Genomic DNA, 24,646 nt, shown 5'->3' on the forward strand with positions numbered 1-24,646 from the left:
GACTTTACATGCTTTAGTGATTTGGAAAAATAGGAGCAGAAAAATGCGTTAAAGAGAGCTTTAAATACCCTTTGAAAGGCATTTGAAGACCCTTTGAGAACCCCTTAAAAACTCTTTGAGAAAAAATAAATTGGTACAAAACCTAGTGGCAAAATATACAAAACCCGCTGGCAAGCTACATTGAGAAAAAATAAATTGGTACAAAACCTAGTGGCAAAATATACAAAACCCGCTGGCAAGCTACAGCTGGTGTAGTTTGACACTAGGTTTTATACTAAGTGGGAAAAGGTGGGATTAGGTAGGAATACGTGGTAATTTGTTGTTTTCATGTATAAAATTTAGCATTAAATGCGCGTTTTGTCAAAATAGATTTTGACACCTAAAATTGTAAAAAAGAGCTAAAAAGAGCGAAAATTAGAAAAAAGTGCGTTTTCATGGTAAAAATGAGAGAGGGCTTTGAAAGGTCTTTGAAAACCCTGTGAAAAATTTTGAAAAGTCTGTGAAAGCCCAGAAAACCGCCTTTGAAGACCCTGTGAAAAAAATCAATCCAAAAGTTCAATTGACTCCAAAATCAGCCAAAAATAACCAAAAAAGCAAAAAAGATATGCGCCATATGGCGCATATCTTTTTTTTGTAAATATAATTCTTTAAAAACAATGTATTATTTCATTTTCTTAATGTAAAGAGAAACGCGCCTGTATTTTTCATTTTAGAGAGGCATTAAGTTGTATTTTATGTAGTTTCTGGATGTGCATTTTCAGCCTCTATTTGACGCTTTAAATGCAGTTTTAAAAGAGGTAAAATAAGCTCTACTTCTTCCGTGTCGTTGATGTCTTGAACAAGCTCTTGCAACTTTATACAAAGTTCCGCCGCGCGTTCCGCTATATCTTCAGGAGGGATTTTTATATTTGCATCGCGATACGTTGTATAAGCTATGCGACCAAGCTTTTTCATGAGACCAGCAGGGATGGTAGGTGGAGATATATTGAAAGACTGAGTTTTCATCATGTTTATGAACATTTCATCTTCACCAGTCAAAAGCCAATTTAGGTTGACCCCAAATTTTTCTCCATATGATGTTAAAACGGTTGCGTCTGGGGTTCTATCACCGCGTTCGTAATTGCCAAGCCCTTGAATACTAATACCAATTTTAAGAGAAAATATATCACGAGATAAGCCTACAAGCTTTCTTACCTCTATGAGGCGTCTTGCTAATGGGGTTTTTGGTTCATTTCTTTGTCGTGTCATATTAAAGAGGCATTAAGCCGTATTTTGTGTAGTTTCTAGATGTACTCTTTCAGCTTCTATTTGACGCTTTAAATGAATTTTAAGAAGAGGGAAAGTTGCTTCTACTTCTTCCGTGTCGTTGATGTCTTGAACAAGCTCTTGCAGTTTTTTATAAAGTTCCGCCGCGAGTTCCGCTATATCTTCAGGGGGGAGTTTTATATTTGCATCGCGATAGGTTGTATAAGCTATGCGACCAAGCTTTTTCATGAGACCAGCAGGGATGGTAGGTGCTTTAAAACCTGCTGCTTTCGCTTTTGCCATGTCTGTAAACATTTCGCCTTCACCAGTGACAAGCCAGTCTAAGGATATTCCACAGCGATCTTTATATATTCGCAGTATAGATGCAGGAGGCTCTCGTAAACCCGTTTCATAATTGCGCATAGTCGTTTCGGGAATATCAAAATGTTTAGCAAATTGTTTGCGCTCTGTAAAACCAAGGGTGTGTCGTATTTCACGCAATCGTTTTGCCAGTTCTGTTGTAGGTTCTTTTTCAGGGCGTGCCAAAAAAATCACTCCAAATGACATTTGGGTATTTACAAAAGCCTATTTAGGCTGTATACCTATTATTACCGCCCGATATAGAGGGCAGATATTTTACAATTAACCCCACAAAAAACGGATGGTTTGAGCATCCGTTTAAAGCAGGAGCGAAGTTTATGACTATCACACAAGTATGGGATCGCCATAGTATTTTAGCCGAGCTACGCCGCCGTAATATGACCTTGGCGGAGCTCGCGAAAGCTTATCAACTCTCGTCATCCAGTGTTCAACATATCTGGACACGGTCTAACGAGAAAGCCGAACGCGCTATTGCCGATTTTATCGGTTTGCCCGTTGAGCAAGTTTTTAGCGACCGCTACCCCAAAAGTCGCCGTCGCATTTTTAAAGCAGCAAAACATGCCAACACAGATTCGCGTGCGCATTCTGCTTTGCGCGGTAATGCTGCTTGAACTTCGTTACACGGCTTTGCGTTTTTGCGCATTTGCCATGAATTTAAATACCATAAGATAAAAAGGTTTATCAATGTCTAAAGATCAGTACGAAATAGGCAAGATAAATTGCATAGAGTTGCATCATAGAACAGCCGTTTGCATGGGTTGGTTCTGGCGATTAGATGGTGGTCATATTGTTTTTATAGGGGGTGGTTATGGTTGCTGCTTGTAATTTATGGACCCCAGAAGCCAGAAGCGATATCGTTAATCCTTATTCGGAGGTTGAACGTTTGGAAGCTATGCTTGCCTGTTCTTTTAAGGCGGTGAGTAGTGGATTTAAACATTTGCCAATCCGGTATATTATTGACCCTCCGCACTGCTTATTTGATGCGGCGTTAGCACGACAGATTGTTATTCATATTTTGCATTATCAGTTTGAGGTGCCGCGGCGGCGTCTTGTTGCCATGCAAGAGCGTGAACGCACTGCTGTTGCTCGTTCTTTGCGTACCATTAACCGGCGTTTGGAAGAACCCGTTTTTGCGAAAGCTTATCGAAGATGGGCGGGGCGTGCGATGGATTTATTCTTTAAAGAGATCAGAAAGGCGGGGGCGTGATGGCACAGTTTCAAAAGCTTGCTCTTGATGTGATTGTGGTACCGGAGCGTATACGCCCTGTGGATGATGAGCATGCCAAGGCACTTGCACAATCAATGGCGCGGGAGGGATTGATGAATCCGATTACGGTGCGCCATACCCCCAATGCTAAGGAAGGTAATTACACGCTTATTGCTGGTGCGCATCGGCTTCGTGCTGCTGAGCTTTTGGGCTATAGTGACATTGATGCCGTTGTGGTGCAGGCTGATAAGGACAATGCCGCGCTTTTAGAGGTTGCTGAAAACCTCTTTCGCAATGAATTGTCAGTGATTGATCGTGCGCTTTTTGTCCAGACTTACCGCGAATTGTGGGAAAAGAAGTATGGGGAAATTAAGGTTGGTGGGGACAGAAAATCAAAGGGTAAACATTACCCTTTGATCGGTGGTAATCAATATACAAAGGACAAAGTGGCAAAGGTGCAACTTGCACCTTTGCCAAATGATGGTTCTTCAGAGCACCATGAAACTGGGTGTGAAGGGGATGAAAAATCAAAGGATCAAGTTGATCCTTTGATCGGTGATGAGAAATTGGGACAAGTTGTCCCTATTTCTTATACAGATGAAGAAAATGGTAAAGGGACAGTTTTATCTTTTTCTAAACATGTGGCGGATCGTATTGGTTTGTCTCAAGTTTCAGTAAAACGTCTTAACAGCATTGCTCAGCATTTACAGCCGGAGTTGCGTTCTGTTTTGCGGGGGACGGCATTGGCGGATAATCAAGCGCAATTGTTGAAATTAGCCAAGATGGAGCCGGTTGCGCAACGGCGGGTGGCAATTGCTTTGCAACAGGTTGAGGGGGATTTGAGGCGGGCTGTTGATTTGGTCAATGGGATTAATACGCCGCCGCAAATTAATGAACAAGAGCGGGTTTTTGCTCAGTTATTGGGTGTTTGGCAGAGAGCAGATGCGCAGACAAAGGCGCGGTTTTATGATTATTTGAACAAGCAATCGGGGGAGGTGCTGTCATGAAGAGGCATGGTTGCGGGCAGCTTGATTTTTTCCAAAAGCCGGTTTTTCCTTGTCGTGAACCCGTTGCGCAGATTGATTTAGGGCGGTTTCGCTCACGCATTAAGCGAGCGATGGCGCGGGCTTTGAGAGAATGCCGGCATGAGCGCAGTGTGATTGCGGAGCGTATGGCGCATTATTTAGGGATTGGGTGTTTAAGTAAGGCCAGTTTGGATGCTTATGTTGCGGAAAGTAAGCAGGTGGATATTTCCCTGCCGCGGTTTAAGGCATTTGTGCGGGCGACAGAGGCATTTTGGCTTTGGGATGAGGTGGTGAGTGAAGATGGATTGTTGCTGTTGCAAGGGGATGAGGCACGTTTAGCAGAAATTGCGCGGTTGCAGCAGGAACAGCGGGAGATTGCAGCGCAATTGAAAGCCATGCGCGCAACGCCGGTTCGCATTAAAAGGGGGCAGCCATGAAGGAATGGTTTACTATTGCCGAATTGGCTGAGGCAGCTTTGCCAGGGTTGCCGAAAAGTAAAGGTGGATTGCGTAAGATTTTGGCGACCACATGGCGTCATCAAAGTGGATTGACACGTAAAGTTAAAGGGGTTTCTCGACCTATTGTAGAAGTTCACATTTCCTTATTGCCGGAGGGGGCGCGGGCGGCATTGTTGGTGCGGTTTGGTGGGGCTGTTGATGTGAAACAAACGCAAGGGGAGCAAAAGACAAGTATTTGGGTGCGTTATGAGGGGCTTTCCAAGGCGCATAAAAGGCGCTGTGAAGAGCGTTTGAAGGCACTTTGCTTTTGGGAAGATTTGCTCCATGCCGGTATGGGTGTGCATGATGCGGCAAGTTTGAGTGCGGTGCAATTTGGTGTGAGCCGGATGTCGCTTTTTAATTGGCGGCAGATGGTGGAGGGGTATGAGCGCCCTGATTGGTTGGCAGCTTTAGCGCCTTGTTATGGTGAGGAGAATGTTTCGCAATTTGCGCCGTGTCATGAGGGGGCGTGGGAGGTTTTTTGTTCGGATTATTTGCGCCCCTCTAAACCTGCTTTTTCGGCGTGTTATCGGCGGATGGTTTCGGTTGCGCAGGAGCGGGGTTTTGAGCCCATTCCTTCTGAGCGGGCTTTGCGGCGTCGTTTTAAGGCGCAAATTTCCAAAGCGGTTGTGGTTTTAGCACGTGAGGGAGAAGAAAAGGCAAAAAAGCTTTATCCAGCCCAACGGCGTGATCGCTCGAGCTTGCATGCATTGCAAGCAGTGAATATGGACGGGCATAAGCTGGATGTTTTTGTGAGCGTTCCTTGGACAGAGAAGCCTGTGCGGCTTTATTTGATTGCGATACAAGATCTTTATTCGGGCAAGATTTTATCGTGGCGCCTGTCGGATGCTGAGACTTGGGAAATCGTGCGTTTGGTGATTGGGGACATGGTGGAAGCTTATGGCATACCAGAGCGTATGACCTTGGATAATGGGCGCGCTTTTACCAGCAAGTGGATTTCTGGAGGTGTGCAAAACCGTTTTCGTTTTAAGATTAAGCCGGATGATCCGCAGGGGCTTTTGACGAGTTTGGGTGTGCAATTGCAATGGACCACCCCTTATAGCGGACAGTCTAAACCGATTGAGCGGGCATGGCGTGATCTGGCAGAAGCGATTTCCAAACATCCCTTTTGTGCGGGGGCTTATACGGGCAATAAACCGGATGCCAAGCCTGAAGATTATGGAAAACGCGCGATAGGATTTGAAGCGTTTAAAGCCCATGTTGGTGCGCAAATTTGTGCACACAATGCGCAAGCAGGGCGTAAGGCGGTCAATTGTGCGGGGCGCAGTTTTGATGAGACCTTTGCAGAGAGCTTGCAAGCAGAGGGGACGATTATTCGGCAAGCAACGGCAGCACAACGGGCTTTATGGCTTTTAACCTCTGAGGCATTGCGTGCGCAAAAGGGTACGGGCGAGATCCATTTTTATGGCAATCGTTATTGGGCGCGGGCGTTGAATGAGCATGCGGGGAAAAAAGTGATTGTACGCTTTGATCCGGATAATTTGCATCAAGATTTACGGGTTTATGATTTGAACAATCGGTTGCTTTGTCTGGCACCATGCCTTTGTGATGTAGGTTTTTATGACCAGCAGGCGGCGCGCTTGAATGGGCGTTTGCGTAAAGAATATGTGAAGGCTGTTAAAGCAGAAAAACAGCTAGCGGCAAAGCTTGCACCTGATCACTTGGCCGATGTTTATGGGCGCCTTGAGAAAAAGGATGAAGCGTTCAAATCGAAGCTTCCGATAAAGCCAAAGGTGAGCCGCTTGATGCCAAACAATGTGGGGAATTTAGCTTTGAAAGCAGACGATGATGAGGCTTTGGGGGAGGAAGAATTCAGTCAACACTTGCATAAAGCTTTGAGAAAGTTTTCCGCCTCTGATGAGGGGCGTGAGGTGATCAAGTTTCCCAAGCAATAGAATAAGGAAATAGGAAAAGAGAGGGGGGGGTATAAGAATTCTCAAAAGGAAGCTGGTTTTGTATCGCGTATCAGCTTGAAGCGTTAACAAAGAAAGGGGGGAGGAATCTTATCCATTTCATAGTCTAATCAATACATGAAGTTTCTAGGTGTCTTTGCCTGATCGGGTGAGATGCGTGGAGTTAGCAAGTTCCCTGATGTGTGAGAAAGAGAGGGGATTTGCAAGGTTAGCCGTTTTAGTATCGCGTACGGCTTTTAAATGTTCATTCTAAAGACAAAAGATAAGGGGCGGGTGGGAGCCCTTCCCCTTATCAACAGTCTAAAATCAATACGAGAGGGGAATATACATGAAAAACGCGATAAATGCAACGGTCGATAAAAATCCTTGGGCGCGACCTAAAATCCAGCCTAATGGAACAGCACAAAACCGCAACAGTGATGACATTGCTTTATGGAATGAGCTTGTGGATGCAGTGAGAGCTTTGGGGCAAATGAATGATTGGTCGAAAGCAGAGGTGGCGCGGCGCATAGGCATGCCGGATGGGACGTTTTCGCAATGGTATGCGGGCAGTTATGCGGGACAGTTGGGGAAGCAAAATGCAAAGGTTCAACAATGGGTTGAGGTTTTAAAGGAAACGGCGGGGTTTTTGGAGCGCATTCCTGAAAAACCAGCCTTTCAGAGGAATCGAATTGCCAGTGAGATTATTGATACTTTAACACTGGCACAAAGTACGGGGGATATGGTGATGATTACGCTTGATGCGGGCAGTGGTAAGACCGAAACTTGCCGCCATTATCGCTCTACCCGCCCGCATGTTTATCTGGTGACAGCAAGCCCGCATACGCGCAGTGTTCACGGTATTTTGAATGATATGGCAGCAGAATTGGAAGTGGTGGAATATAATCCCACCCGCTTAACGCGTGCGATTGGCAAAAAGTTAGAGCGTGTTGGTGGCGGAACATTGTTGATTGTTGATGAGGCGCAAAATTTAACGGATGAAGCGATTAATCAGTTGCGCCACTTTGTTGATATCAATGGTACGGGGTTGGCTTTGGTTGGCAATGATGAAATCTCTGGACGGTTGGTTCATCGTCAAAATGGTCCCTCTTATGCGCAAATTAAAAGCCGATTGGCGATGCATTTGAAACGGCGCAAGCCCTATAGTGAGGATATTGCAGCGCGCATTCATGATTGGGGGATTGAAGATGTTGGTGCGATAAAGTTTTTGACAGGGATAGGCTTAAAGGCTGGAGCTTTGCGGCAAATTGACAAAACCATGATGTTGGCACGCATGGCAGCGCTTGGAGATGGGTGTGAGGTGACTTTGAAACATGTCAAAGCGGCATGGAAAAACCGTGACGTGGAGGAATTGGCATGATCTCTTTATGCGACAAAGAATTATCCGATACGCTTGTTGGTCTTTATGACGATTATCAATGCGGTTTTGATATTGGAGAAAAGCTTAAATTGTGTGTTGATTTGGCGTTATTGCTTGAATTGGAGTTGAGTGTTCATCGTTTGGGGGAAGCGGATGCGGTTTTGGAAGGCCAAGTTTCAGAAGTTTTGGCTGAGTGTGAAGGCTCTGATGCGGATGAGAGCAATCGTGTGATTTATATGGATTTTGGAGGAAGCAAATGATGGAACGTAACCCTTATATGGTAAGAGATTGCTTGATTGCTTTGCGCTCTGCCTTTTTACAGTATGAGGTGAATGGCATTTTTATGCATGGACAAGATGTTCGAGAATTGAATGAGTATTTGCGTCGTTTGGCAGGCTATAACCACGTTTTAGGTCATGAGCTTATGCGGTGTCGTTGGCAATTGAAAGCGGGATGTGCGCCTTCTTCAGGGGATGTTGTGCCATTTCGTCGGTTTCAAAAAACATAAGGAGGAAGTTGGTGATGAATCCACAAATTGAACTTGAAGGTACGCGTTATATGAAGGATGCGAAAGGGGCTTTGGTGCCGGTAAGTTTGATCCGCCCTGCGGATTTGTTAGAGGATGAAACGGTGCGCAAAATTATGGGTTTTGCGAAAGAGTTATCGGCAAGGATTGCACGTTTTAACAACCATACGATTGCGGATTTGAGTGATTTTGATAGCTTGCTTGCGCAAGAATATGGTGTGGAGCGGCGTGGCAAAAAGGGCAATTGTACTTACACAAGCTTTGATGGTTTGCAACGCATTAAGGTGCAGGTACAGGAAAGTGTTGATTTTGGACCGCAATTGCAAATTGCCAAAAGCCTTCTTGATGAGTGTTTGAATGAATGGTCTGCGGATGCACGCCCTGAAATCCGTGCGATTATTACGCGTGCTTTTAATACGGATAAAGAAGGCAAGGTGAATCGGGGCGAGATCTTTATGCTGTTGCGTTTGGATATTGATGATCCACGCTGGAAAGAGGCGATGCGTGCCATTCGTGAAGCGATCCGTGTGACGACATCTAAGGAATATGTGCGTTTTTATGAGCGTGATAGCCTAGAAAGCGCTTGGCGTGCTGTGACCATTGATCTGGCGAAGACATGAGGGGGGTGAGATGTCTTTAGCTGTCCTTCATATGGGAAAACGCGCGTTAGGCCTTGATGATGAGACCTATCGCGCACTGCTCTATCGCTTGACAGGCAAGCAATCGGCGAAAGATTTGAATTTTTCAGAAAAGCACTTGGTTATCGCTGAAATGAAAGTGTTTGGTTTTAAGCCGAATAGGAAGCTTTTAGAGGGTAAATATGCCAAGAAGCTCCAGGCGCTTTGGATTGCTGGGTGGAATCTTGGCATTATTCGTGATCGTTCAGACAAGGCGTTGCTTGCCTTTGTGAAAAGACAGACAGGGATTGATCATATTCGCTTTTTACGCGATAGCGATGATGCATGCAGAGCTATTGAGGCGTTGAAAGGTTGGTTGCAGCGTGAGGGTGGGGTTGACTGGAAAGGGAAAAACCGCGAAGATTCATGGAGGAATAAACCAAGCATTTCCATTTTGTGTGCCCAATGGAAGTGTTTGAATCCCGATGCTGTGTTTGATCTTGGGGCTTTTCACCAAAGTGTTATGGCGTTAAGTGGTAAAGCTTTGGGTGAGATGAGTGGGGGCGATTTTAGAGAAGTGATGAATGTTTGGGGGCGGAAAATCCGTAAAGGTGTTAAAAGCGAGGGGTAAGCATGTATGCAAGAGGAAATCTATAGCGATTTTCCTGCCTTATTGCGTGAAATAGCTGATGTTGCGGGCAGTGAAGCAGCATGGAATATGATGCGGGCTTTTGGTGGACGAGAAGTTTATATACCCGGGCGTCTTGAGAGTGCGGATTGGTTGATTGAAATTGTTGGGTTTGAAGAGGCGCAACAATTGATCAACCATTTTTGTTTTAATGGTTCGGGTGTGCGCCTTCTTATCCCCCTTGGCAGAGATGCTGAACGGCGGCAAAAAATGGTGCAAGCGTTGCAAAAAGGCTGGTCGGTTGATACTGCAGCTGCTGTTTCTGGTATGCATGTGCGCACAGCCTATCGCTTGAAAAAGAAAATTTCTTCAAAAGAACCACAAGGTTTATTATTTCCAGAGTTTTATGAGTATTGAGAGTTTTGACTGACAGTGTCAGGCTTATATTGGGGGGTTGAAATCCGATAAACTGCGCATGGATTTTTATGCATTGAGTGGTTTGTTATGGTTTCAATAGATGCTTCTTTTCTTCATCGCCTTGCGCCTAAATTGGCGCATCATGCGCGCCAAGATTTTATTATTGTTGAAATGGCACGCGTGTTGCCTAAAGCTTTATCTTATGGGGCACTCACAACACCGTTGCGTATTGCACATTTTTTAAGCCAATGTGCCCATGAGAGCGATGGCTTTTTTACCGTTTGTGAATATGCCTCAGGGCGCGCTTATGAGGGGCGGCGTGATTTAGGCAATGTCAACCCTGGGGATGGGGTGCACTTTAAGGGGCGTGGTTTGATCCAATTGACGGGGCGCAATAATTATCGTCGTTTTACGAAGTTTTGGCGCTTAGTCGATGAACAAGCTGTTGATTGTGAGGCATTTCCGCAAGAGCTGGAAAAGTTTCCAGCAGCGCTTTGGTCTGCTGTTTGGTTTTGGCAAATGAAAGGCTTGAATAGGCTGGCTGATCAAGATGATTATTTAGGGATTACCAAGGCGATTAATGGGGGCAAGAATGGACTTGTGCAACGTTTGATTTATTTGAACCGCGCCAAAAAGCTTTTGGGGCTTGGAGGCGAGGTGAAAGCATGAAGCCCTCTTATCGTGGCTCTAGGCTCTATTTATGGTGGTCTTTTTGGTTTGCTTGGGGGGTTATTTTTTTGCTCGTTTCTGGTGGTTTGTGGGGGGCTCCGCATATTGTTGATATGGCGAGCATTTCTATTCCTTCGATGGTGGCGATTATTGTTGGCAATCTGGGGGTGCATCGTGGCTTTGGTTCGTTGGATTTTTCCAATAGGAAACATTCCCATAAGCGGCATAGCAGCTCCTATGATGGGGTGGAGATAACGAGGTGGGGAGATAAAAGCAATGTTTAGCCCACTTTCAAAACTGTCTTTTGGTCTGCTTTTTTTGGTCAGTGTGATGTTGGCGGCTTTTGGCTTTATGAAAGCGCAAGTTTTAAAAGCGGAAAAGGCGCGTGATTTGTATTGGCAGTTGGAGATTGCCAAGGCTTCAGCACGTGCACTGCTTGTACAAGAGCGACAAAGACAAGCAGCGTTGGAAGCTGAGCATCAAGCGCAAGGGGTGATTTCGGCTTTGGAACAAAAGCTTGTGAAAATGGAGGGGGTCAATGCAGTATTGCCAACTACTGGCTGTGGTATTGGGCTTGAGCGTGTGCGCTTGCTCAACACACAAGCCAAGGGATAGTTTTGCGTATCAGTTTTTATCGGTTGAATTGCCGCCTGTTGTTCGCATGGCGTGTGCCCGCCCAGCTTTATTGCCAGAGCGTGCTTTGAATGCGCGTGAAGTGGTGCACTATTGGGGGCGTGATCGTGCTGCTTTATTGATTTGTGAACAGCGTAGAAAAGCTGCGGAGCGGGCGATTTTAGGCACAAGAGAGGGGACTTTTAAGTGAATTTGGATATCAGTGTTGCCAATGGCTGGTTGTCTTTATTGTTATCGGTTATTGCGATTTGTGGGGTTTTGAGAGCCTATTTTTCTTCAGGTGCGCGGGAAATGCTGAAAGATATCACGGCGCTTAAAGAGCGTGTGCAAAAGTTAGAAACAGAGATGGACTTTTTGCCTGATCGTGATGCGCTGCAAAGATTGGAAGTGAATATGGAGAAATTGAATGGTCGTCTCAACACGCTTTCTGCACAATTACAACCGGTGGCAGCCATTGGTGAGCGCTTGCAAGAGTTTTTACTGGAGAATGCCAAGAAATGAAAGCAGATATGGATAAAATCATCCGTGAAGAAGCGCGGTTGATTATTTTAAAAGGGCTTGCTTGTGAGCGCAGTGAAACTTTATCGAGTGCGATGATTGAGCGGCTTTTATACAGTTATGGCATCAGGCGCGATCGCGATTTTGTGCATAATGAACTGGCATGGATGGAAGATCAAGGTGCTGTTACGTTAAAATGTGTGGGTTCGGTTTTTCTTGCGGCATTAACAGAACGGGGAGCACGTCATTTAGACCGGAGCTTTTCCATTGAGGGGATTAAGCGGCCTAAACGTTCATCAATAAAAGACGAGGTGAAGGATGCGCAAGGTCGGGCGTGGACGTTTAACGGCGATTGATTTATTGCCGCAAGCTTGTGATCAAATCATTGCAGAGGCGGCTGAGGCTTTAAATGGGCGTGAGAAGACGCAAAAAGCCATTTATGATGAATTTAAAGCAGCTTTGAAGGCTTTAAAAAAAGAAATGGGTTTAAGCTTTTCTATACCCTCCTTTTCCAGTTTTAATCGGTATTCTTTGCGGCTAGCCGTGATGTCACGGCGCCTAGAACAGACAAGAGAAATTGCAGCAAGCCTCTCGCAGCGCTTTGATGCTAAAGCTTCTGATAATATCACTCTTTTGACGGCGGCAGCGATTAAGGAGTTGATTTTTTCCACGTTGAGCAGTGGGAAAAACCTTTCGCCAAAGGCAGCACAAGAATTGGCCAATGCGCTTAAAGGCGTGTTGGCGGCTGAACATTTGTCGACCACGAGGCGGCAAAAGTTGGAAAAAGATTTTACCAGCAAAGCAAGCAAAGCGGTTGACGCAGCAGCAGCAGCGGCGGGGCTCTCAGAAGAAACAGCGCGAGCTATTCGTGCGCAGGTGTTGGGGGTAAAACATGGCTGAACAGCCCTTTTCAAAAAGTCATGTCTTTGATCATCAAAGTGGTTTTGATATTTGGCGGAAAAGTACTTTTCCCAAAGAGAGTGATCCCTTAGCGGAAGGCGTTTTGATGGCGCATCAACGGGCATGGATTGAAGATAAGTCCCCATTAAAATTGGTTGAAAAGGGGCGGCGGACCGGCATTACTTTTGCAGAAGCTTTGGATGATACACTGATTGCAGCGGCGGCACGTGAAGCGAGGGGCGATAATGTTTTTTATATTGGTGACACCAAAGACAAGGGGCGGGAATTTATTGGCTATGTGAGCAATTTTGCTTCGGCAATTACGAGCCATAGTGGGGATGTTGAGGAATTTTTATTCTCTGATCAAAGGGCGGATGGTTCAACGAAATATATCTCTGCTTATCGGGTGCGTTTTGCTTCGGGGTTTCGGGTTGAGGCGCTTTCTAGCCGCCCTGAAAATATTCGCGGACTACAGGGCATTGTGGTGATTGACGAGGCGGCGTTTCATCAAGATGTGCGCTCTGTTTTGGATGCTGTCAATGCTTTGCTCATTTGGGGAGGAAAAATCCGTGTGATCTCCACCCATAATGGTGTGCTCAATCCTTTCAATGAATTGATCCGTGAAGCGCGAGCAGGTAAGGTTCCTTTTTCGGTGCATTGTTACCCCTTTGGTGTTGCTGTTAAAAATGGCTTGTTTAAACGTGTTTGTGCCATGAAGGGGGAGGTGTGGAGTTTAGCATCTGAGCAACAATGGGAAGAGCAAATTCGTGCGTCTTATGGGGTGCGTTTGGCTGCGATGCGCCAAGAATTAGATGCCATACCAGCTGATCAAGAAGGGGCGGCTTTAACACGCTTACAGATTGAAAATTGTTGTGCGCCAGATATTGCGGTGTTGCGTTTTGCTTGTGTGGATGATTTTAAAAATCAATCGGAACATCAACGAAGTGTTGCTGCTTTTGCTTGGTGTGAGAAACATATAAAACCTCTTCATATTGGGCTTGACCGGCGGCGCCAACATGTTTTTGGTGTTGATTTTGCCAGATCGGGCGATGCGACATCGATTGTGGTGATGGAGGTGGGACAAGATTTGGTGCGCCGTGTCCGGTTTATGGTGGAATTGCGCAATACGCCGTTTGATCAACAAAGAGAGATTTTATTTTATGGGGTGAATGGTTTGCCGCGTTTGATGGGCGGCGCGTTAGATGCGCGGGGCAATGGGGCTTATTTAGCCGAAAAAGCGGCGCAACGTTATGGGGCTTGTGTGAAGGAAGTGCAATTGTCGCAAAGTTGGTATGGCAAGGAAATGCCGGCTTATTTAGAAGCTTTTGGGGATGGGACGATTGTTTTGCCGCGCGATAGTGACATTGTTGCCGATCATCAAGCGCTTGCTTATGTCAATGGCATTGTGAAAATTCCAGACAATCATCGTTTTAAAGGCAGTGACGGTTTTATGCGCCATGGTGATAGCGCGATTGCTTGCGCTTTGGCTTATTTTGCCAGCCGCCAAACTCCTGAAATTTATGATTATACACCTGTGAGAGAGGCTTATCGTTTTGATGAAAGCTCGCTCTTTTCAACGCCTTTTTTTTCAACAATGCGATCAAAGATTTATTGATGGGATGATGAGATGGTAAAACTTTTAGATCAGTGGGGCAGGGCGCTGAATATCAAAGGACTGGAGAGGGAAGTCGCAAGCCCTACCATTAATGGTATTCGTGATGTGTGGTCACAAACCATTGTCAGTGGTCTCACCCCTGCGCAACTTGCTGATATTTTGCAACAGGCAGCACAGGGGCATCCAGAGCAGTTTTTTCAACTTGCCGATGATATGGAAGAGCGTGATTTGCATTATCGTGCTGTGCTTGGCATGCGTAAAAATGCTCTCACAGGGGTGGAGCCTGGAGTGATTGCCGCAAGCAACAGTGCACAGGACAAAAAGATAGCAGATGCGGTGCGGGAAGTGATTAGTGCGCCTACCTTTGTTGATGATTATGTCACGGATTTGTTAGATGCTTTGGGAAAAGGCTATGCGGTTGTTGAAACTTTGTGGGACAAGAGTGCCAAGGAATGGTGGCCGGTTGCTTGGAAATGGCGTGACCAGCGGTTTTTTCAATTGGACCGGCGGGATGGTTTTCATTTGCGTTTAAAAGAAGAGGGATCTCACTATGGTATTGAACTGCCTGCTTATAAATTTTCTATTCACAGACCCAAGTTAAAAAGTGGTTTGCCTATCCGCACGGGGCTTGCACGGCTTGCAGCTTGGGCTTTTTTGTTTAAATCTTATACCTTAAAAGATTGGATGGCTTTCTTAGAAGTTTACGGTATGCCTTTGCGTGTGGGCAAATATGGAGCGAGTTCTTCTCATGAGGAACGGCGGGTTCTCATTCAAGCGGTGCGTGATTTATCCAGTGATGCGGCAGCGATTATTCCCAAAGAAATGGAGATTGAATTTATTGAAGCGGCAGGAGGCAGTGGCAATGCGGTTTTTGCTTCTAAGGCGGAATATTTAGATCGGCAGATTTCAAAGGGTGTGTTGGGACAAACCATGACGACGGATGATGGTTCGTCCTTTTCGCAAGCACGCATTCATGAAAATGTGCGTCATGATATTGCCAGAGCTGATGCACGCCAATTAGCTTTAACGGCTAATCGTGATTTAATTGTGCCCTTTGTTGAGATTAATTTTGGGCGCCAAGAGCGCACCCCCCTTGTCTATTGGCCGATTTCGGAAAATGAAGATATTAAAGCGATTAGTGATGCGCTGGAAAAACTTGTGCCCTTGGGTTTGCGTGTTGGGGCGCAAGAAGTGCGCAATAAGATTGGCTTTTCGCAACCAACAAAAGAAGAAGATGTTTTAAAGGCTCCTGATAATGCGCTTGATGATGAGAGGGGAGAAAAGGCTCATGTTTGTGCTGATTGTGGAGGTGTTTTTGATGTTTCTGTGACAAGAGAGGGCAAGGGTGGAAAAAAGCAGGGTGGGAAACATCACGACGAATTGGACCGGCTTTCACAAGAAGCTTTAAGCGACTGGGAAGAGGACTTAGAACCCCTTTTAGAGCCTTTTAAAAAGCTTGTGAGAGAAGCAAAAAGTTATGAGGATATCCTAAAAGGCTTAGATGAATTGCTAGGTGAGATGGATCATCACGCATTAGCAGCGCGCTTGGCAAAAGTACAAATGATTGCACGTGGGCTTGGGTATCATGGATGAGGAACTTTTTAAAACCGCCCCTAAAGAGGTCACCCGTTATTTTGAAGCCAAGGCACTTGTTCCAAGCTTTGATTGGCGTGATATAGCACCAGAAGAACATGCCTTTTCCTTTACGGTGGCAAAATCGCTAGGCTATGACATTTTGGAGGATTTTAAGCGAGCGGTTGGAGAGGCTATAAAACATCAAGTTCCTTTTCAAGATTTTCAAAAAAATTTGATGCCGATTTTACAGGAAAAGGGTTGGTGGGGTAAAAAGACCAGCATTGACCCCAAAACTGGTGAAAAGAGCGTGGTGCAATTGGGCAGCCCACGGCGTTTAGAAACGGTCTATTGGGCCAATACCATGAGTGCGCATGCAGCAGGCGAGTGGGAGCGCACACAAAATAATAAAGAATTTTTGCCCTATCTCACCTATGCTTTGTCGAGTTCAGAACATAAGCGTTTAGAACATGAAAGTTGGGTGGGGTTTACGGCACCTGTTGATGATCCGGTTTGGGATTGGCTTTATCCACCCAATGGTTGGCGGTGTAAATGCAGTGTGCGACAGGTAAGCCGTTATGAAGCAGAAGATTTAGGCTATGAAGAGGGGGCAGAGCCACTTCATGTTGAAAAGCAGGTTTGGCACAATAAGCGAACGGGGAAAATTGAGAAGATACCAAAGGGGATTGATCCTGGTTGGCATTCTAATCCTGGGAAACATCGGGCGCAAAATTTAAGCCGTTTTTTGAGTGATAAAGTCTCTGTGATGGGGGACAATGACAAACGCATTGCCATTGAAGATATTGTGGGTTCACCACTTTTGGAAGCCATGTTTGAAGGACATATGCCGCGTGGATTTATTCCCATTGCCCCAATGATCCAAAAGGTGCGTGATGTTTTTGCAGCGGAAAATTCTCTTATTCGCTTATCTTCAGACAGTGTGAAACATATTTTGTTAGAGCATCAAGCGCGTGATCTTCGCTTGGATGATTTTCGGGGCGCCATTCAAACGCTCATCCGCCCCCATGGCATTATCAGGCGAAAAGGTGTACCGAGCGTTGTGTTTTTGGGTGAAAATGATGGGGTATGGTGGCGCTTAGCAGTTAAATTCGTGGCAAGCAAACAAGAATGGTGGTTGACCTCCATGCATAAAAAAAGCTCTAGAGAAATTGGACGCTTATTGGATGCGGCTGAAAAAAAGGGCGAGAGGTTGTTGTAAAGAAAACAACAGGAAGAAAGTCTTTTGTTCTTAATGGAAAAGAGGCGAGGAAAATGAGAAGGCGTGGAGGGCGGTCAACTCCTCGCAGATCCGGTAAAACCGTCCTGGTATAACTGGCTCACGCCTCGCGGATAATGTAACAGTTTAAAAGTTTAAAAGCAATCTTTAAAAAAATGGTGCTCTGTCGCCAGTGTCTTTGAAAACAATTTTATAAGAGTGTTTGGGGGTGTTTTCTTTAAAAGGGAAAAGAAGGATGAACGGTTGTTGTAAAGAAAACACCGTAAAGCTCTGTTGGTGTTTGTGAGAAGGAACTGGTGTCGAGAAAAATGAGAAGGCGTGGAGGGCGGTCAACTCCTCGCAGATCCGGTAAAACCGTCCTGGCAAAACTGGCTCACGCCTTACCTCCAATGATATAATGTTTTTAAGCCAAAAAGCAATCTTTAAAAAAACGGCTTGAGAGGGGCTTTTTTTGTATAAGACGATAAATTGTACCTCTTACTTCACGACGGCGCTCTATCGCCTTTGAAGTGCCTTTGAAAACGATTTTATGGGATGGTTTGGCACGGGGGTTTCTCTCACAAGGAGAATAATAGGGAAAAGAGTGCTTTTTGAGAAATGCTCTTTTGACTGACAGTGTCAGACTTATGAGATGTGTCAGTTTCATGCATTGTATTGCCAATGACAATTGTAAAGCAATAGGCAATGTTTATGGAGCAAGAATTTCACGAAGATCAAAAAGATGGGGATGCTGAGATATGTCATGACGGGACATTTCATGCTGCGTTAATAGATCTCTGTCCAGACGTTTTATGCCAAGACATTTCATGTGAAGACGCCACCGTTAGCCAAGCGCCTGAGTGGGTAGAGCTTTTGCCCAAAGCGCCCCATGTGAAGGCACGTGATGGACGAGAGTGGCATTATAACCCGCAAACTATTTTAAAAGCCTTTGCAGCCAATAAAGGACCGCTTGTGATTGATTATGAGCATGGGCAACATCACCGTGCGAGAAATGGTCTAGAAGCACCTGCCAGTGGCTGGATTGAAGAATTAGCAGAGCGGGATGGTGCGATTTGGGGGCGTGTTAAATGGACCGATATGGCCGCTAAAAAGATTGTTGCCCGAGAATATCGCTATCTTTCGCCTGAGTTTCGCCATTCCAAGAAAGGTGAAATTTTAAATTTAGCCGGTGCTGGTTTGGTGAACCGTCCAGCCCTTGTCATGACGGCTTTAAGCCGTGAACAGCCTTCCCCTATAACTTTGACGGAGAAAATGATGGATTTGACAGCCATTGCCAGTGCACTATCACTGGCAGAAGATGCTAAAGCGGATGAGATTTTAGCAACGCTTAAAGCGCGCGAAAAAGAACGCGCGGAATTAAATTCCCAATTAACAAAGATGCAAGAAGATTTAGCGCTTTTGCAAGAAGAGCAAAAAAATACTGCCATTGAGAGTCTTTTAGACAAGACCATTGAAGAGGGCAAGATTTTGCCGGCTGCTCGCGAGGAATATCGTGCGCTCTGTAGCCTTGAAGGGGGGATGGAGCATTTTAAAAGTTTGGTCGAGAAGTTGCCGGCGCTTGCCTCAACAAGCCCTTTAGAAGTGTGTGTCTTAGCGCAAGAACCAAAGCTTGCTCCAGAAGAGATTGCTGTTGCGGCACGCCATTATCAGGAAGAGCAGAAGCAAAAAGGCTTCGACATCACCATTAGCCAAGCAGTTGAGTATATTAGCGAGCAAAAGGAGCGCCCATTATGAGTACGATGATTTTGATTAAATCTTTTCGCGCTGGAGATGTGATTTCACCTTATTGCATTGTTGCAGCGCGCGGTGATGGAATGGTGGCAACGGCTTCTGGTAAGGGTGATAAATTATTAGGGACTGCAGGGTCTTGTGAAGCCAAGGCTGGTGAGATGATTGATGTTGGCCAATGTGGTTGGGGCGAAGTGGTTTGTGGAGGCAATGTTTCTTTTGGTGATTTTTTGACCTCTGACCCCAAAGGACACGCCATTAAAGCGGAAGCCGCAGATCGCACCATTGGTATTGCCATGAGTGATGGTTCTGCTGGTGATGTTATTTCTTTTAAAATTAATTAATCGAGGCATATGATGAACAGACCTTTTCCCATTGATCCAACACTCACCGCTATTGCTATTGGTTATCGCAATCCAGCAGGTTCTCTTATTGGCGATAAAGTTTTGCCACGCGTTTGTGTTTTAAGTGAGGTGTTTAAATATAGTGAATTTCCTTTAGCGGAAAATTTTACCGTGCCTGAACTTGAAGTTGGGCGAAAAGGGCGCCCGAATGTGGTGGAATTTTCTGCCTTTGAACGGGAAGCCAGTGTCAAAGATTACGGACTTGATGATCTTATCCCCAATTCAGATATTGAAGCAGCGGCACGGGCACGGGCGGAGCGACGCTCTCGTTATAACCCCGAAAAGACAGCTGTAGAGGGACTTGCCAATTTGCTAGAATTGGGGCGTGAAGTGCGTGTTGCAGCCCTTGTGCAAAGAAGTGAAAATTACGCACCAGAGCGGGTGATTACGCTTAAGGGTGAAAATAAATTTAGCGATTATGAGAAATCTGACCCTTATGCCACTTTAGATGAGGCGATGGATAAAAGTCTCGTCTATACGCCCAACACCATTGTGATGGGCAAAGTTGTTTGGTCAAAACTCAAACGTCATCCCAAAATCATTAAAGCCGTTAAAGGGGGTGGCACTGCTGATGGTTTTGTCACCAAGGCGCAATTTGCTGATCTGATGGAAATACACCCCGATCGTTTACTCATTGGTGAATCGCAAGTGAATTTGGCACGTAAGGGGCGTTCGGCACAATTGGCACGCGTGTGGGGCAATAAGATTGCACTGCTTTATATTGATCCTACCAAACAACAGGCAGATGGATCGGTGATCAGTTGGGGCTTTAGCGCCCAGTTGGGCGAGCGTTTGTCTGGAGTGATCAATGATCCAGATATCGGCTTGTCGGGTGGTAAACGGGTGCGTGTGGGGGAACGGGTGTGTGAATTGGTCGCTGCAAAAGATGCCGGCGTTTTGTTGCAAGAAGTTGTCTAAGGGAAACTTTTAAACATGGCTTATGCAAGCAAAACATTGATTGAAGAGCTCTGGGGTGATGACTTCTTGGATGATTTGTGCGGGATGGATGAGAATTCTGATCCAGTTTTTTCAGAGCAAGCCATTGCCCGCGCGCTCGAACAGGCAAGTGGTGAGATTGATGTGCATTTGTCTCATCGCTACTCAATCCCCATTGCTGGACAGCCAGCGGCTCTGGGTATGATCTGTGTCAATATTGCTGTTTATAATTTAGCCATACGCCATACGGCACTGACCACGACTATTGAAGATCGTTACAAACAGGCGGTTGATTTGCTGAAACGTATTGCCGAAGGCAAAGCGGGTTTAGGCATAGATGAACCTAAAATTATGAGCGAAGATGGACCGGTTCGTGATGGGGCTTTTTTTCATGCCAAGCCGCGTTTGATGGGAAGATAACATGTCTGTTGCAACCCATATTGAGATTAAAGAGACAGGGCTTGAAGCGGCTTTATCCTTTTTGCAAAAGGGAGCTGATAGCTCGATGGGGACTTTGGCACAAGGGGTTGGGCGTCTCATCCAAGAAAGCACAAGGCGGCGGATTCAAAGTGAAAAAATGTCTGCTCAAGGAGAGAAGTGGAAAAACAATCATGCCCGCACTTCCATTCTTTATGCCAGTGGGGCGCTTTCACGCTCCATTGATATGAAAGCTTCACCAGAACAGGTGATTGTGGGCTCTGGGTTGGTTTATGCGCGGATTCATCAATTGGGTGGGGTTATTCGCCCGAAAAATGGCAAGACACTGCGCTTTTTTCTTAAAAGCGGCAAAGCACACCGCTTTGTTTGTGTGCATCAAGTGACCATGCCCGCACGCCCTTATTTGGGGCTTTCAGAGCACAATAAAGTGGAAATTGTCAAAGCGACAGAAGATTGGCTGGAAAGGGTCTTTTCATGAGTCAAACGATCACACAAGCAGGGCGCATTAATCAGTTTCGTGAAGCGGTGATAAGAAGCCTTAAAGGCGCTTTACCGGATGTGCGTGATTGCGGCTGTCAATTTGGACGTTTTAACTTAGAAGAGCTTGAAACACAGATGCTGGTGGCTCCAGCCGTGCGTGTTGCGGTGTTAGAAAGCCGTTTAATTTCTGTTGCTTCTGGACAGATGAGTGCTGATCTTCATTTAGGGGCTTTTATTATTACCACAGGTAAAGAGCGTGATGTTTCCAGTTGGCTTTTAGCAGAAGCCATTGCGGTGCTTTGTCATAGCGGGCAATTGTGGGGACTAACGCATTTGAGTGCCCCGCGTGAGGTGCAAATTGAACCGATTATCTCTGCGGCGATTAAGCAGCGTGGTGTATCGATAAGCGTGGTGGAATGGCACCAAGATTTGCATCAGTTGGGACATGATATTTTTTGTGATGAAGGACAACTCAAAAGTGGTTTGATTTCATGGGACAATGAGGTGGGGGCATGAATGACGCACATCTCTTAAGTGATACCTTTCGACAAATCATGAAGCGTCTTGATGCGCTTGAACGCTGTCTTGCCAACCAGCACATGATCGGGCGGGTTGTGCAAGTTGATGGCCATAGGGTGCGGGTGAAACTTTCCGAACAGGGTTCCAATGGACAAGCGGTTTTATCGCCTTGGTTGCAAGCGCAAGAAGCTTCTGGCGCTCTCTCAAGCAATATGCCCCTCCATGTTGGTGATCCGGTGCGGTTGTTAAACCCCCATGGTGAGATTGGCTCTGCCTCTCTGGTGGTGCGCGATAGCTATAGTGAAGATGCACCTAATCCCGCACGCTCTTTCCAAGAGTTGGCGCTCTGTTATGCGGGTGGCGCTTTGCGGATGACAAAAGATGAACTTATTCTCTCCCATGGGGAAAATCAAATTCATTTGAGTGCACAAGGTTTGGTGCTTTCTCATCAATCAACCCGTGTTGAATTAACGGGCAGTGTGCGGATTCAAGCAGAAGATTTACAGCACAATCAAAAATCTGTTGGCGCAAGCCACAAACACGGTGGGGTCAAAATGGGTCCCTCCACAACCTCTTCCCCCCTTTAAAGGAGTTTTATCATGCGTGAGAACACTTATGTTATTTTAACCAATGCCGATTTTGTTGCAGGCAAGCGTTCACCGGGCAAAGGTGAAGAAATTTGTTTAAGTGAGGAAGCGGCTAAATATCCGTTGCTGCTTGGTCAGATCGCTGAAAAACCAGCCCCTGTTGTTTCTGCGCCCCCAACGGTCTCTACCACAAAGACAAGCAAAGGGGCATAAAGCATGCGGTGCGGGATGAGCGAAAAGGATGGCTCTCTCTTGTATGGTTGGGCACATTGCCAACAGTCACTTCGTAAATGTCTGACGACAAGAATTGGGACACGGGTTTTGCGTCGTCATTATGGATGTGATGTTGGAGCATTCCAAGATGCCAATGCTGATCCTGCGACGATGATGCAGCTATATCAAGCAATTGTTGAAGCACTCGATGATCCAGAGTGTGGAGAGCCTGGGTTCTCGTTGCAGAGGATTGATCTGACAAAAGCAACGCGTGAAGGCACGTTCCATTTTGTTTTAACGGGTGTTTTTTATCCCAATGGGCATTTGGGAGATTGGTCACACCAAGAGCCAATGAGCATCAATTTAGAGGTTGGTGATGACTGAGTTTGAACCTTTATCCATTCTACAATTTCCTTGGCCACAAATTCCCCCTCCACAACTCCCTCTGCCACAAATTATTGAAGAGCTTTCTGTTGAAGCAATTTTAGAGCAAAAGATCACGCGTTTGACTGAGCTTTTTGCAGCGCATCATATTCCTTATAATGTAGAAAAAACCGCTTATGATCCCGTGGTCATTCAATTGCAAGCGGCGGCTTATGAAGAGTTGCTATTGCGCCAGCGAATGAATGAAGTGGCGCGGGATAATTTACTCACATTTGCCCGTGGAACAAGTTTAGATCATTTGGGGGATTTTCATGGGGTCACGCGCCTTTTGGATGAAGATGATGAGCGGTTTCGCCGCCGCATTCGCTTGAATAGACAAGGACATTCCACAGGGGGCACAGCGCCACGTTATCAATATTTTGCCCTCTCAAGCGATATCCATGTCAAAGATGCTTTTGTTTATCGTGAGGGTAAAAGTCCGCTTATTCATGTTGCGCTTTTTAGTGACACCCCTTCAGGGGTGGCTGATGAGGCTTTAATTGCAAAGGTGCAAGCAGCCCTTGATGCCCCCCATGTTAAAATGACCAATGACCACATCCTTGTGAAAAGCGCGGTACAGCGGATGATCAATGTTTCTGCTGATTTTTGGTTGTTACCGGATGAAGGCTCCTTTGTTTTGGAAAGAGCGGAGCAGAATTTAAGAGCAGAATGGGCGCGTGCATGGAGGCTTGGGCGTGATTTGTCTTTAAGTTGGATACTAAGCCGCTTGATGGTTGAGGGCGTTCACCATGTGAACATAACGCAACCTTGTGAGGATATTTTGGTCGCACCTGATGAAGCGGTCGCACTAGGGGATATTGTTTTGTCTGAACGGGGGCGTGCTTATTGATGCTTTCCTCACTTTTGCCCCCGAATTCTAGCTTGTTTGAACGTTGTTTTGCAGAAGCAATGGCTCTTGACCTTCACGTTAAAACTGCACTCGAAGAAATACCTCGCGCGAAATTTATCACGCGTCCGCCTTCTTGGTTGCCCTTTTTAATTGATGAATATGGCTTACAAGAATTAACCCCTTATTTCTCTAACCTTTATGATTTAATTGATCAGGGTCTTGCATGGCAAAATATTCGCGGCTCCCTTGCGGCAATAGAGATGGGGCTTGAATGGTTAGGGATTTCGGCACGCTTTCAACCCGCCTGGACGGGGCGCGCATGGTGGAATTCCTTTCAACTTTACTTTGATCAGTTGCCTGAACGTAAAAGCCTTGAAGCCATTGAAGCGATTACCGACCTTTCCAAAAGTTTGCGCTCTGATTTTCGCCGTGGGACCTATGGTTATGATGTGCAAGCCATGGAAGGCAATATGTCACGCCTTGATGACAGCATGTTGGAGTATGAAAGCGGTGTTCGCTTAACAGCTGGGGGCACTTTGTTTTCCTTTGGACGCACAACAGAAATCAATCACACACTCACAAGAGAAGAAGGCAGGCTTATTGGCAATTGGATAGATGATGGGGATGAAGAGTTAAGCTGGGACCTTATTGATTATCCATGGGATATGGCAAATTTTCCGTGGTGTTCGGTCAAAAAACATGAACGCGATATACTCATGGCAGAATGGTTTCATGGTCGCACGCTTTATTTGGCTTTAAGAGACGAAAACAATACTCTGATTGGGTATCGCCGATGCAACATTGTCCAGCCTGTAGAGCAGGTTTTAGAGGGTGTTTACAACCATTGTGGCAACAGATTTAACCCTTCTACAACAGGCACTCTGTTGTTTCTTGCAGCCCGCACAGATTTTGAAGATGTTGAGGACAAACAAGCCGCCGCTGTTTCCCTTCTCGTTCATGGCTGTCTTGCACAACAAACCCCTCTTGGCAAACTTTGGTTAGGGGCTGATGAGCTAAATGGCGGTGTAGAGATACTCAAAACGCCTATCAATATTCCTTTGCGTGCCGATGTTCGCGAACAATTCAAGATTTTATTGAGGTTTTAAT

Annotated in this window: 36 protein-coding genes; 34 read left to right on the plus strand and 2 right to left on the minus strand. The window is 45.8% G+C overall.

Translation table 11 applies throughout. From position 1 onward, the window contains the following. The first annotated feature begins 478 nt into the window (after nucleotides 1–478). Entirely contained in the window at nucleotides 479–637 is a 159-nt protein-coding gene (locus ACFIM6_RS07470; RefSeq protein ID WP_375612305.1) for a hypothetical protein, read from the plus strand. 95 nt (nucleotides 638–732) lie between these two features. On the opposite strand, the gene ACFIM6_RS07475 is transcribed toward ACFIM6_RS07470, so the two are convergent. Together ACFIM6_RS07475 and ACFIM6_RS07480 are read right to left on the minus strand one after the other, a co-directional pair. Next, a complete protein-coding gene (locus tag ACFIM6_RS07475; protein WP_375612306.1) occupies nucleotides 733–1,248 on the minus strand; it encodes a helix-turn-helix domain-containing protein in 516 nt (171 codons plus the stop codon). Nucleotides 1,249–1,260: 12 nt separating this feature from the next. Next, on the minus strand, nucleotides 1,261–1,791 hold the full coding sequence (locus tag ACFIM6_RS07480; RefSeq protein WP_375612307.1) for a helix-turn-helix domain-containing protein: 531 nt from the start codon (nucleotides 1,789–1,791) through the stop codon (nucleotides 1,261–1,263). Between the two features lie 152 nt (nucleotides 1,792–1,943). Here ACFIM6_RS07480 and ACFIM6_RS07485 point away from each other — a divergent pair, with 152 nt between their 5' ends. The 33 genes from ACFIM6_RS07485 (at nucleotide 1,944) to ACFIM6_RS07645 (ending at nucleotide 24,645) form a co-directional block, all read left to right on the plus strand. After that, the gene (locus ACFIM6_RS07485; RefSeq protein ID WP_183194530.1) at nucleotides 1,944–2,237 is read left to right on the plus strand and encodes a helix-turn-helix transcriptional regulator; all 294 of its coding nucleotides are present in this window, start codon (nucleotides 1,944–1,946) and stop codon (nucleotides 2,235–2,237) included. Between the two features lie 73 nt (nucleotides 2,238–2,310). Then, nucleotides 2,311–2,451, plus strand: coding sequence for a hypothetical protein (locus ACFIM6_RS07490; protein ID WP_273755279.1), 141 nt, complete (start codon nucleotides 2,311–2,313; stop codon nucleotides 2,449–2,451). Continuing rightward, nucleotides 2,435–2,833 carry a hypothetical protein gene (locus tag ACFIM6_RS07495; protein ID WP_375612308.1) on the plus strand — a complete coding sequence of 133 codons (399 nt, stop codon included), beginning with the start codon at nucleotides 2,435–2,437 and terminating at the stop codon, nucleotides 2,831–2,833. The genes ACFIM6_RS07490 and ACFIM6_RS07495 overlap by 17 nt, the downstream gene beginning before the upstream one ends. After that, nucleotides 2,833–3,840, plus strand: coding sequence for a ParB/RepB/Spo0J family partition protein (locus ACFIM6_RS07500; RefSeq protein ID WP_375612309.1), 1,008 nt, complete (start codon nucleotides 2,833–2,835; stop codon nucleotides 3,838–3,840). Before ACFIM6_RS07495 ends, ACFIM6_RS07500 begins: the two co-directional genes overlap by 1 nt. Continuing rightward, entirely contained in the window at nucleotides 3,837–4,295 is a 459-nt protein-coding gene (locus ACFIM6_RS07505; protein ID WP_012232200.1) for a hypothetical protein, read from the plus strand. Before ACFIM6_RS07500 ends, ACFIM6_RS07505 begins: the two co-directional genes overlap by 4 nt. After that, complete coding sequence (locus ACFIM6_RS07510; protein WP_375612310.1) at nucleotides 4,292–6,271, plus strand: transposase domain-containing protein; 1,980 nt, start codon at nucleotides 4,292–4,294, stop codon at nucleotides 6,269–6,271. Before ACFIM6_RS07505 ends, ACFIM6_RS07510 begins: the two co-directional genes overlap by 4 nt. A 346-nt stretch (nucleotides 6,272–6,617) precedes the next feature. Continuing rightward, nucleotides 6,618–7,649: an AAA family ATPase gene (locus ACFIM6_RS07515; protein WP_375612311.1), complete on the plus strand. Its 1,032-nt coding sequence runs from the start codon at nucleotides 6,618–6,620 to the stop codon at nucleotides 7,647–7,649. Then, nucleotides 7,646–7,909, plus strand: coding sequence for a hypothetical protein (locus ACFIM6_RS07520; protein ID WP_375612312.1), 264 nt, complete (start codon nucleotides 7,646–7,648; stop codon nucleotides 7,907–7,909). Before ACFIM6_RS07515 ends, ACFIM6_RS07520 begins: the two co-directional genes overlap by 4 nt. After that, the gene (locus ACFIM6_RS07525) at nucleotides 7,906–8,157 is read left to right on the plus strand and encodes a hypothetical protein (RefSeq protein WP_375612313.1); all 252 of its coding nucleotides are present in this window, start codon (nucleotides 7,906–7,908) and stop codon (nucleotides 8,155–8,157) included. The genes ACFIM6_RS07520 and ACFIM6_RS07525 overlap by 4 nt, the downstream gene beginning before the upstream one ends. 14 nt (nucleotides 8,158–8,171) lie before the next feature. Next, nucleotides 8,172–8,795 carry a DUF3164 family protein gene (locus ACFIM6_RS07530; RefSeq protein ID WP_273755326.1) on the plus strand — a complete coding sequence of 208 codons (624 nt, stop codon included), beginning with the start codon at nucleotides 8,172–8,174 and terminating at the stop codon, nucleotides 8,793–8,795. A gap of 10 nt (nucleotides 8,796–8,805) precedes the next feature. Beyond that, nucleotides 8,806–9,423, plus strand: coding sequence for a regulatory protein GemA (locus tag ACFIM6_RS07535; RefSeq protein WP_375612314.1), 618 nt, complete (start codon nucleotides 8,806–8,808; stop codon nucleotides 9,421–9,423). Between the two features lie 6 nt (nucleotides 9,424–9,429). After that, nucleotides 9,430–9,837: a helix-turn-helix domain-containing protein gene (locus tag ACFIM6_RS07540; RefSeq protein ID WP_375612315.1), complete on the plus strand. Its 408-nt coding sequence runs from the start codon at nucleotides 9,430–9,432 to the stop codon at nucleotides 9,835–9,837. Nucleotides 9,838–9,924: 87 nt separating this feature from the next. Then, nucleotides 9,925–10,506, plus strand: coding sequence for a glycoside hydrolase family 19 protein (locus tag ACFIM6_RS07545; protein WP_375612316.1), 582 nt, complete (start codon nucleotides 9,925–9,927; stop codon nucleotides 10,504–10,506). Next, nucleotides 10,503–10,790 (plus strand): hypothetical protein, encoded by a 288-nt coding sequence (locus ACFIM6_RS07550; RefSeq protein WP_375612317.1) that lies wholly within the window; start codon nucleotides 10,503–10,505, stop codon nucleotides 10,788–10,790. The genes ACFIM6_RS07545 and ACFIM6_RS07550 overlap by 4 nt, the downstream gene beginning before the upstream one ends. Further along, on the plus strand, nucleotides 10,783–11,121 hold the full coding sequence (locus ACFIM6_RS07555) for a hypothetical protein (RefSeq protein ID WP_375612318.1): 339 nt from the start codon (nucleotides 10,783–10,785) through the stop codon (nucleotides 11,119–11,121). Before ACFIM6_RS07550 ends, ACFIM6_RS07555 begins: the two co-directional genes overlap by 8 nt. A 46-nt stretch (nucleotides 11,122–11,167) precedes the next feature. Further along, nucleotides 11,168–11,329, plus strand: a complete 162-nt coding sequence (locus tag ACFIM6_RS07560) for a hypothetical protein (RefSeq protein ID WP_375612319.1) — start codon at nucleotides 11,168–11,170, stop codon at nucleotides 11,327–11,329. Beyond that, a complete protein-coding gene (locus tag ACFIM6_RS07565) occupies nucleotides 11,326–11,640 on the plus strand; it encodes a DUF2730 family protein (RefSeq protein ID WP_375607966.1) in 315 nt (104 codons plus the stop codon). Before ACFIM6_RS07560 ends, ACFIM6_RS07565 begins: the two co-directional genes overlap by 4 nt. Further along, the gene (locus ACFIM6_RS07570) at nucleotides 11,637–11,993 is read left to right on the plus strand and encodes a hypothetical protein (RefSeq protein ID WP_375612320.1); all 357 of its coding nucleotides are present in this window, start codon (nucleotides 11,637–11,639) and stop codon (nucleotides 11,991–11,993) included. Before ACFIM6_RS07565 ends, ACFIM6_RS07570 begins: the two co-directional genes overlap by 4 nt. After that, on the plus strand, nucleotides 11,956–12,537 hold the full coding sequence (locus ACFIM6_RS07575; protein ID WP_375612321.1) for a phage protein Gp27 family protein: 582 nt from the start codon (nucleotides 11,956–11,958) through the stop codon (nucleotides 12,535–12,537). The genes ACFIM6_RS07570 and ACFIM6_RS07575 overlap by 38 nt, the downstream gene beginning before the upstream one ends. Continuing rightward, the gene (locus ACFIM6_RS07580; protein ID WP_375612322.1) at nucleotides 12,530–14,152 is read left to right on the plus strand and encodes a hypothetical protein; all 1,623 of its coding nucleotides are present in this window, start codon (nucleotides 12,530–12,532) and stop codon (nucleotides 14,150–14,152) included. The genes ACFIM6_RS07575 and ACFIM6_RS07580 overlap by 8 nt, the downstream gene beginning before the upstream one ends. 12 nt (nucleotides 14,153–14,164) lie before the next feature. Beyond that, entirely contained in the window at nucleotides 14,165–15,745 is a 1,581-nt protein-coding gene (locus ACFIM6_RS07585; protein WP_375612323.1) for a DUF935 domain-containing protein, read from the plus strand. Continuing rightward, complete coding sequence (locus ACFIM6_RS07590) at nucleotides 15,738–16,943, plus strand: phage minor head protein (protein WP_375612324.1); 1,206 nt, start codon at nucleotides 15,738–15,740, stop codon at nucleotides 16,941–16,943. Before ACFIM6_RS07585 ends, ACFIM6_RS07590 begins: the two co-directional genes overlap by 8 nt. 708 nt (nucleotides 16,944–17,651) lie before the next feature. Then, nucleotides 17,652–18,695, plus strand: a complete 1,044-nt coding sequence (locus ACFIM6_RS07595; RefSeq protein WP_375612325.1) for a phage protease — start codon at nucleotides 17,652–17,654, stop codon at nucleotides 18,693–18,695. Further along, nucleotides 18,692–19,033, plus strand: a complete 342-nt coding sequence (locus ACFIM6_RS07600; RefSeq protein ID WP_375612326.1) for a hypothetical protein — start codon at nucleotides 18,692–18,694, stop codon at nucleotides 19,031–19,033. Before ACFIM6_RS07595 ends, ACFIM6_RS07600 begins: the two co-directional genes overlap by 4 nt. Before the next feature lie 12 nt (nucleotides 19,034–19,045). Then, nucleotides 19,046–20,011: a capsid protein gene (locus ACFIM6_RS07605; RefSeq protein WP_375612338.1), complete on the plus strand. Its 966-nt coding sequence runs from the start codon at nucleotides 19,046–19,048 to the stop codon at nucleotides 20,009–20,011. Between the two features lie 15 nt (nucleotides 20,012–20,026). Continuing rightward, nucleotides 20,027–20,449 carry a gp436 family protein gene (locus tag ACFIM6_RS07610; protein ID WP_375612327.1) on the plus strand — a complete coding sequence of 141 codons (423 nt, stop codon included), beginning with the start codon at nucleotides 20,027–20,029 and terminating at the stop codon, nucleotides 20,447–20,449. A gap of 1 nt (nucleotide 20,450) precedes the next feature. Further along, nucleotides 20,451–20,945, plus strand: coding sequence for a phage virion morphogenesis protein (locus ACFIM6_RS07615; protein ID WP_375612328.1), 495 nt, complete (start codon nucleotides 20,451–20,453; stop codon nucleotides 20,943–20,945). Beyond that, nucleotides 20,942–21,463 (plus strand): hypothetical protein, encoded by a 522-nt coding sequence (locus tag ACFIM6_RS07620; RefSeq protein WP_375612329.1) that lies wholly within the window; start codon nucleotides 20,942–20,944, stop codon nucleotides 21,461–21,463. The genes ACFIM6_RS07615 and ACFIM6_RS07620 overlap by 4 nt, the downstream gene beginning before the upstream one ends. Next, nucleotides 21,460–22,053 carry a baseplate assembly protein gene (locus tag ACFIM6_RS07625; RefSeq protein ID WP_375612330.1) on the plus strand — a complete coding sequence of 198 codons (594 nt, stop codon included), beginning with the start codon at nucleotides 21,460–21,462 and terminating at the stop codon, nucleotides 22,051–22,053. The genes ACFIM6_RS07620 and ACFIM6_RS07625 overlap by 4 nt, the downstream gene beginning before the upstream one ends. Before the next feature lie 12 nt (nucleotides 22,054–22,065). Further along, nucleotides 22,066–22,266, plus strand: coding sequence for a hypothetical protein (locus ACFIM6_RS07630; protein WP_015856807.1), 201 nt, complete (start codon nucleotides 22,066–22,068; stop codon nucleotides 22,264–22,266). A 3-nt stretch (nucleotides 22,267–22,269) separates the two neighbouring features. Then, nucleotides 22,270–22,650 carry a GPW/gp25 family protein gene (locus ACFIM6_RS07635; protein ID WP_375612331.1) on the plus strand — a complete coding sequence of 127 codons (381 nt, stop codon included), beginning with the start codon at nucleotides 22,270–22,272 and terminating at the stop codon, nucleotides 22,648–22,650. Beyond that, nucleotides 22,643–23,539 carry a baseplate J/gp47 family protein gene (locus ACFIM6_RS07640; RefSeq protein ID WP_375612332.1) on the plus strand — a complete coding sequence of 299 codons (897 nt, stop codon included), beginning with the start codon at nucleotides 22,643–22,645 and terminating at the stop codon, nucleotides 23,537–23,539. Before ACFIM6_RS07635 ends, ACFIM6_RS07640 begins: the two co-directional genes overlap by 8 nt. Beyond that, entirely contained in the window at nucleotides 23,539–24,645 is a 1,107-nt protein-coding gene (locus tag ACFIM6_RS07645; RefSeq protein WP_375612333.1) for a phage tail protein, read from the plus strand. The genes ACFIM6_RS07640 and ACFIM6_RS07645 overlap by 1 nt, the downstream gene beginning before the upstream one ends. The last annotated feature ends 1 nt before the right edge of the window (nucleotide 24,646 follow it).

The sequence above is a fragment of the Bartonella sp. AA9NXGY genome (genome assembly GCF_042196845.1).
Classification (GTDB): domain Bacteria; phylum Pseudomonadota; class Alphaproteobacteria; order Rhizobiales; family Rhizobiaceae; genus Bartonella.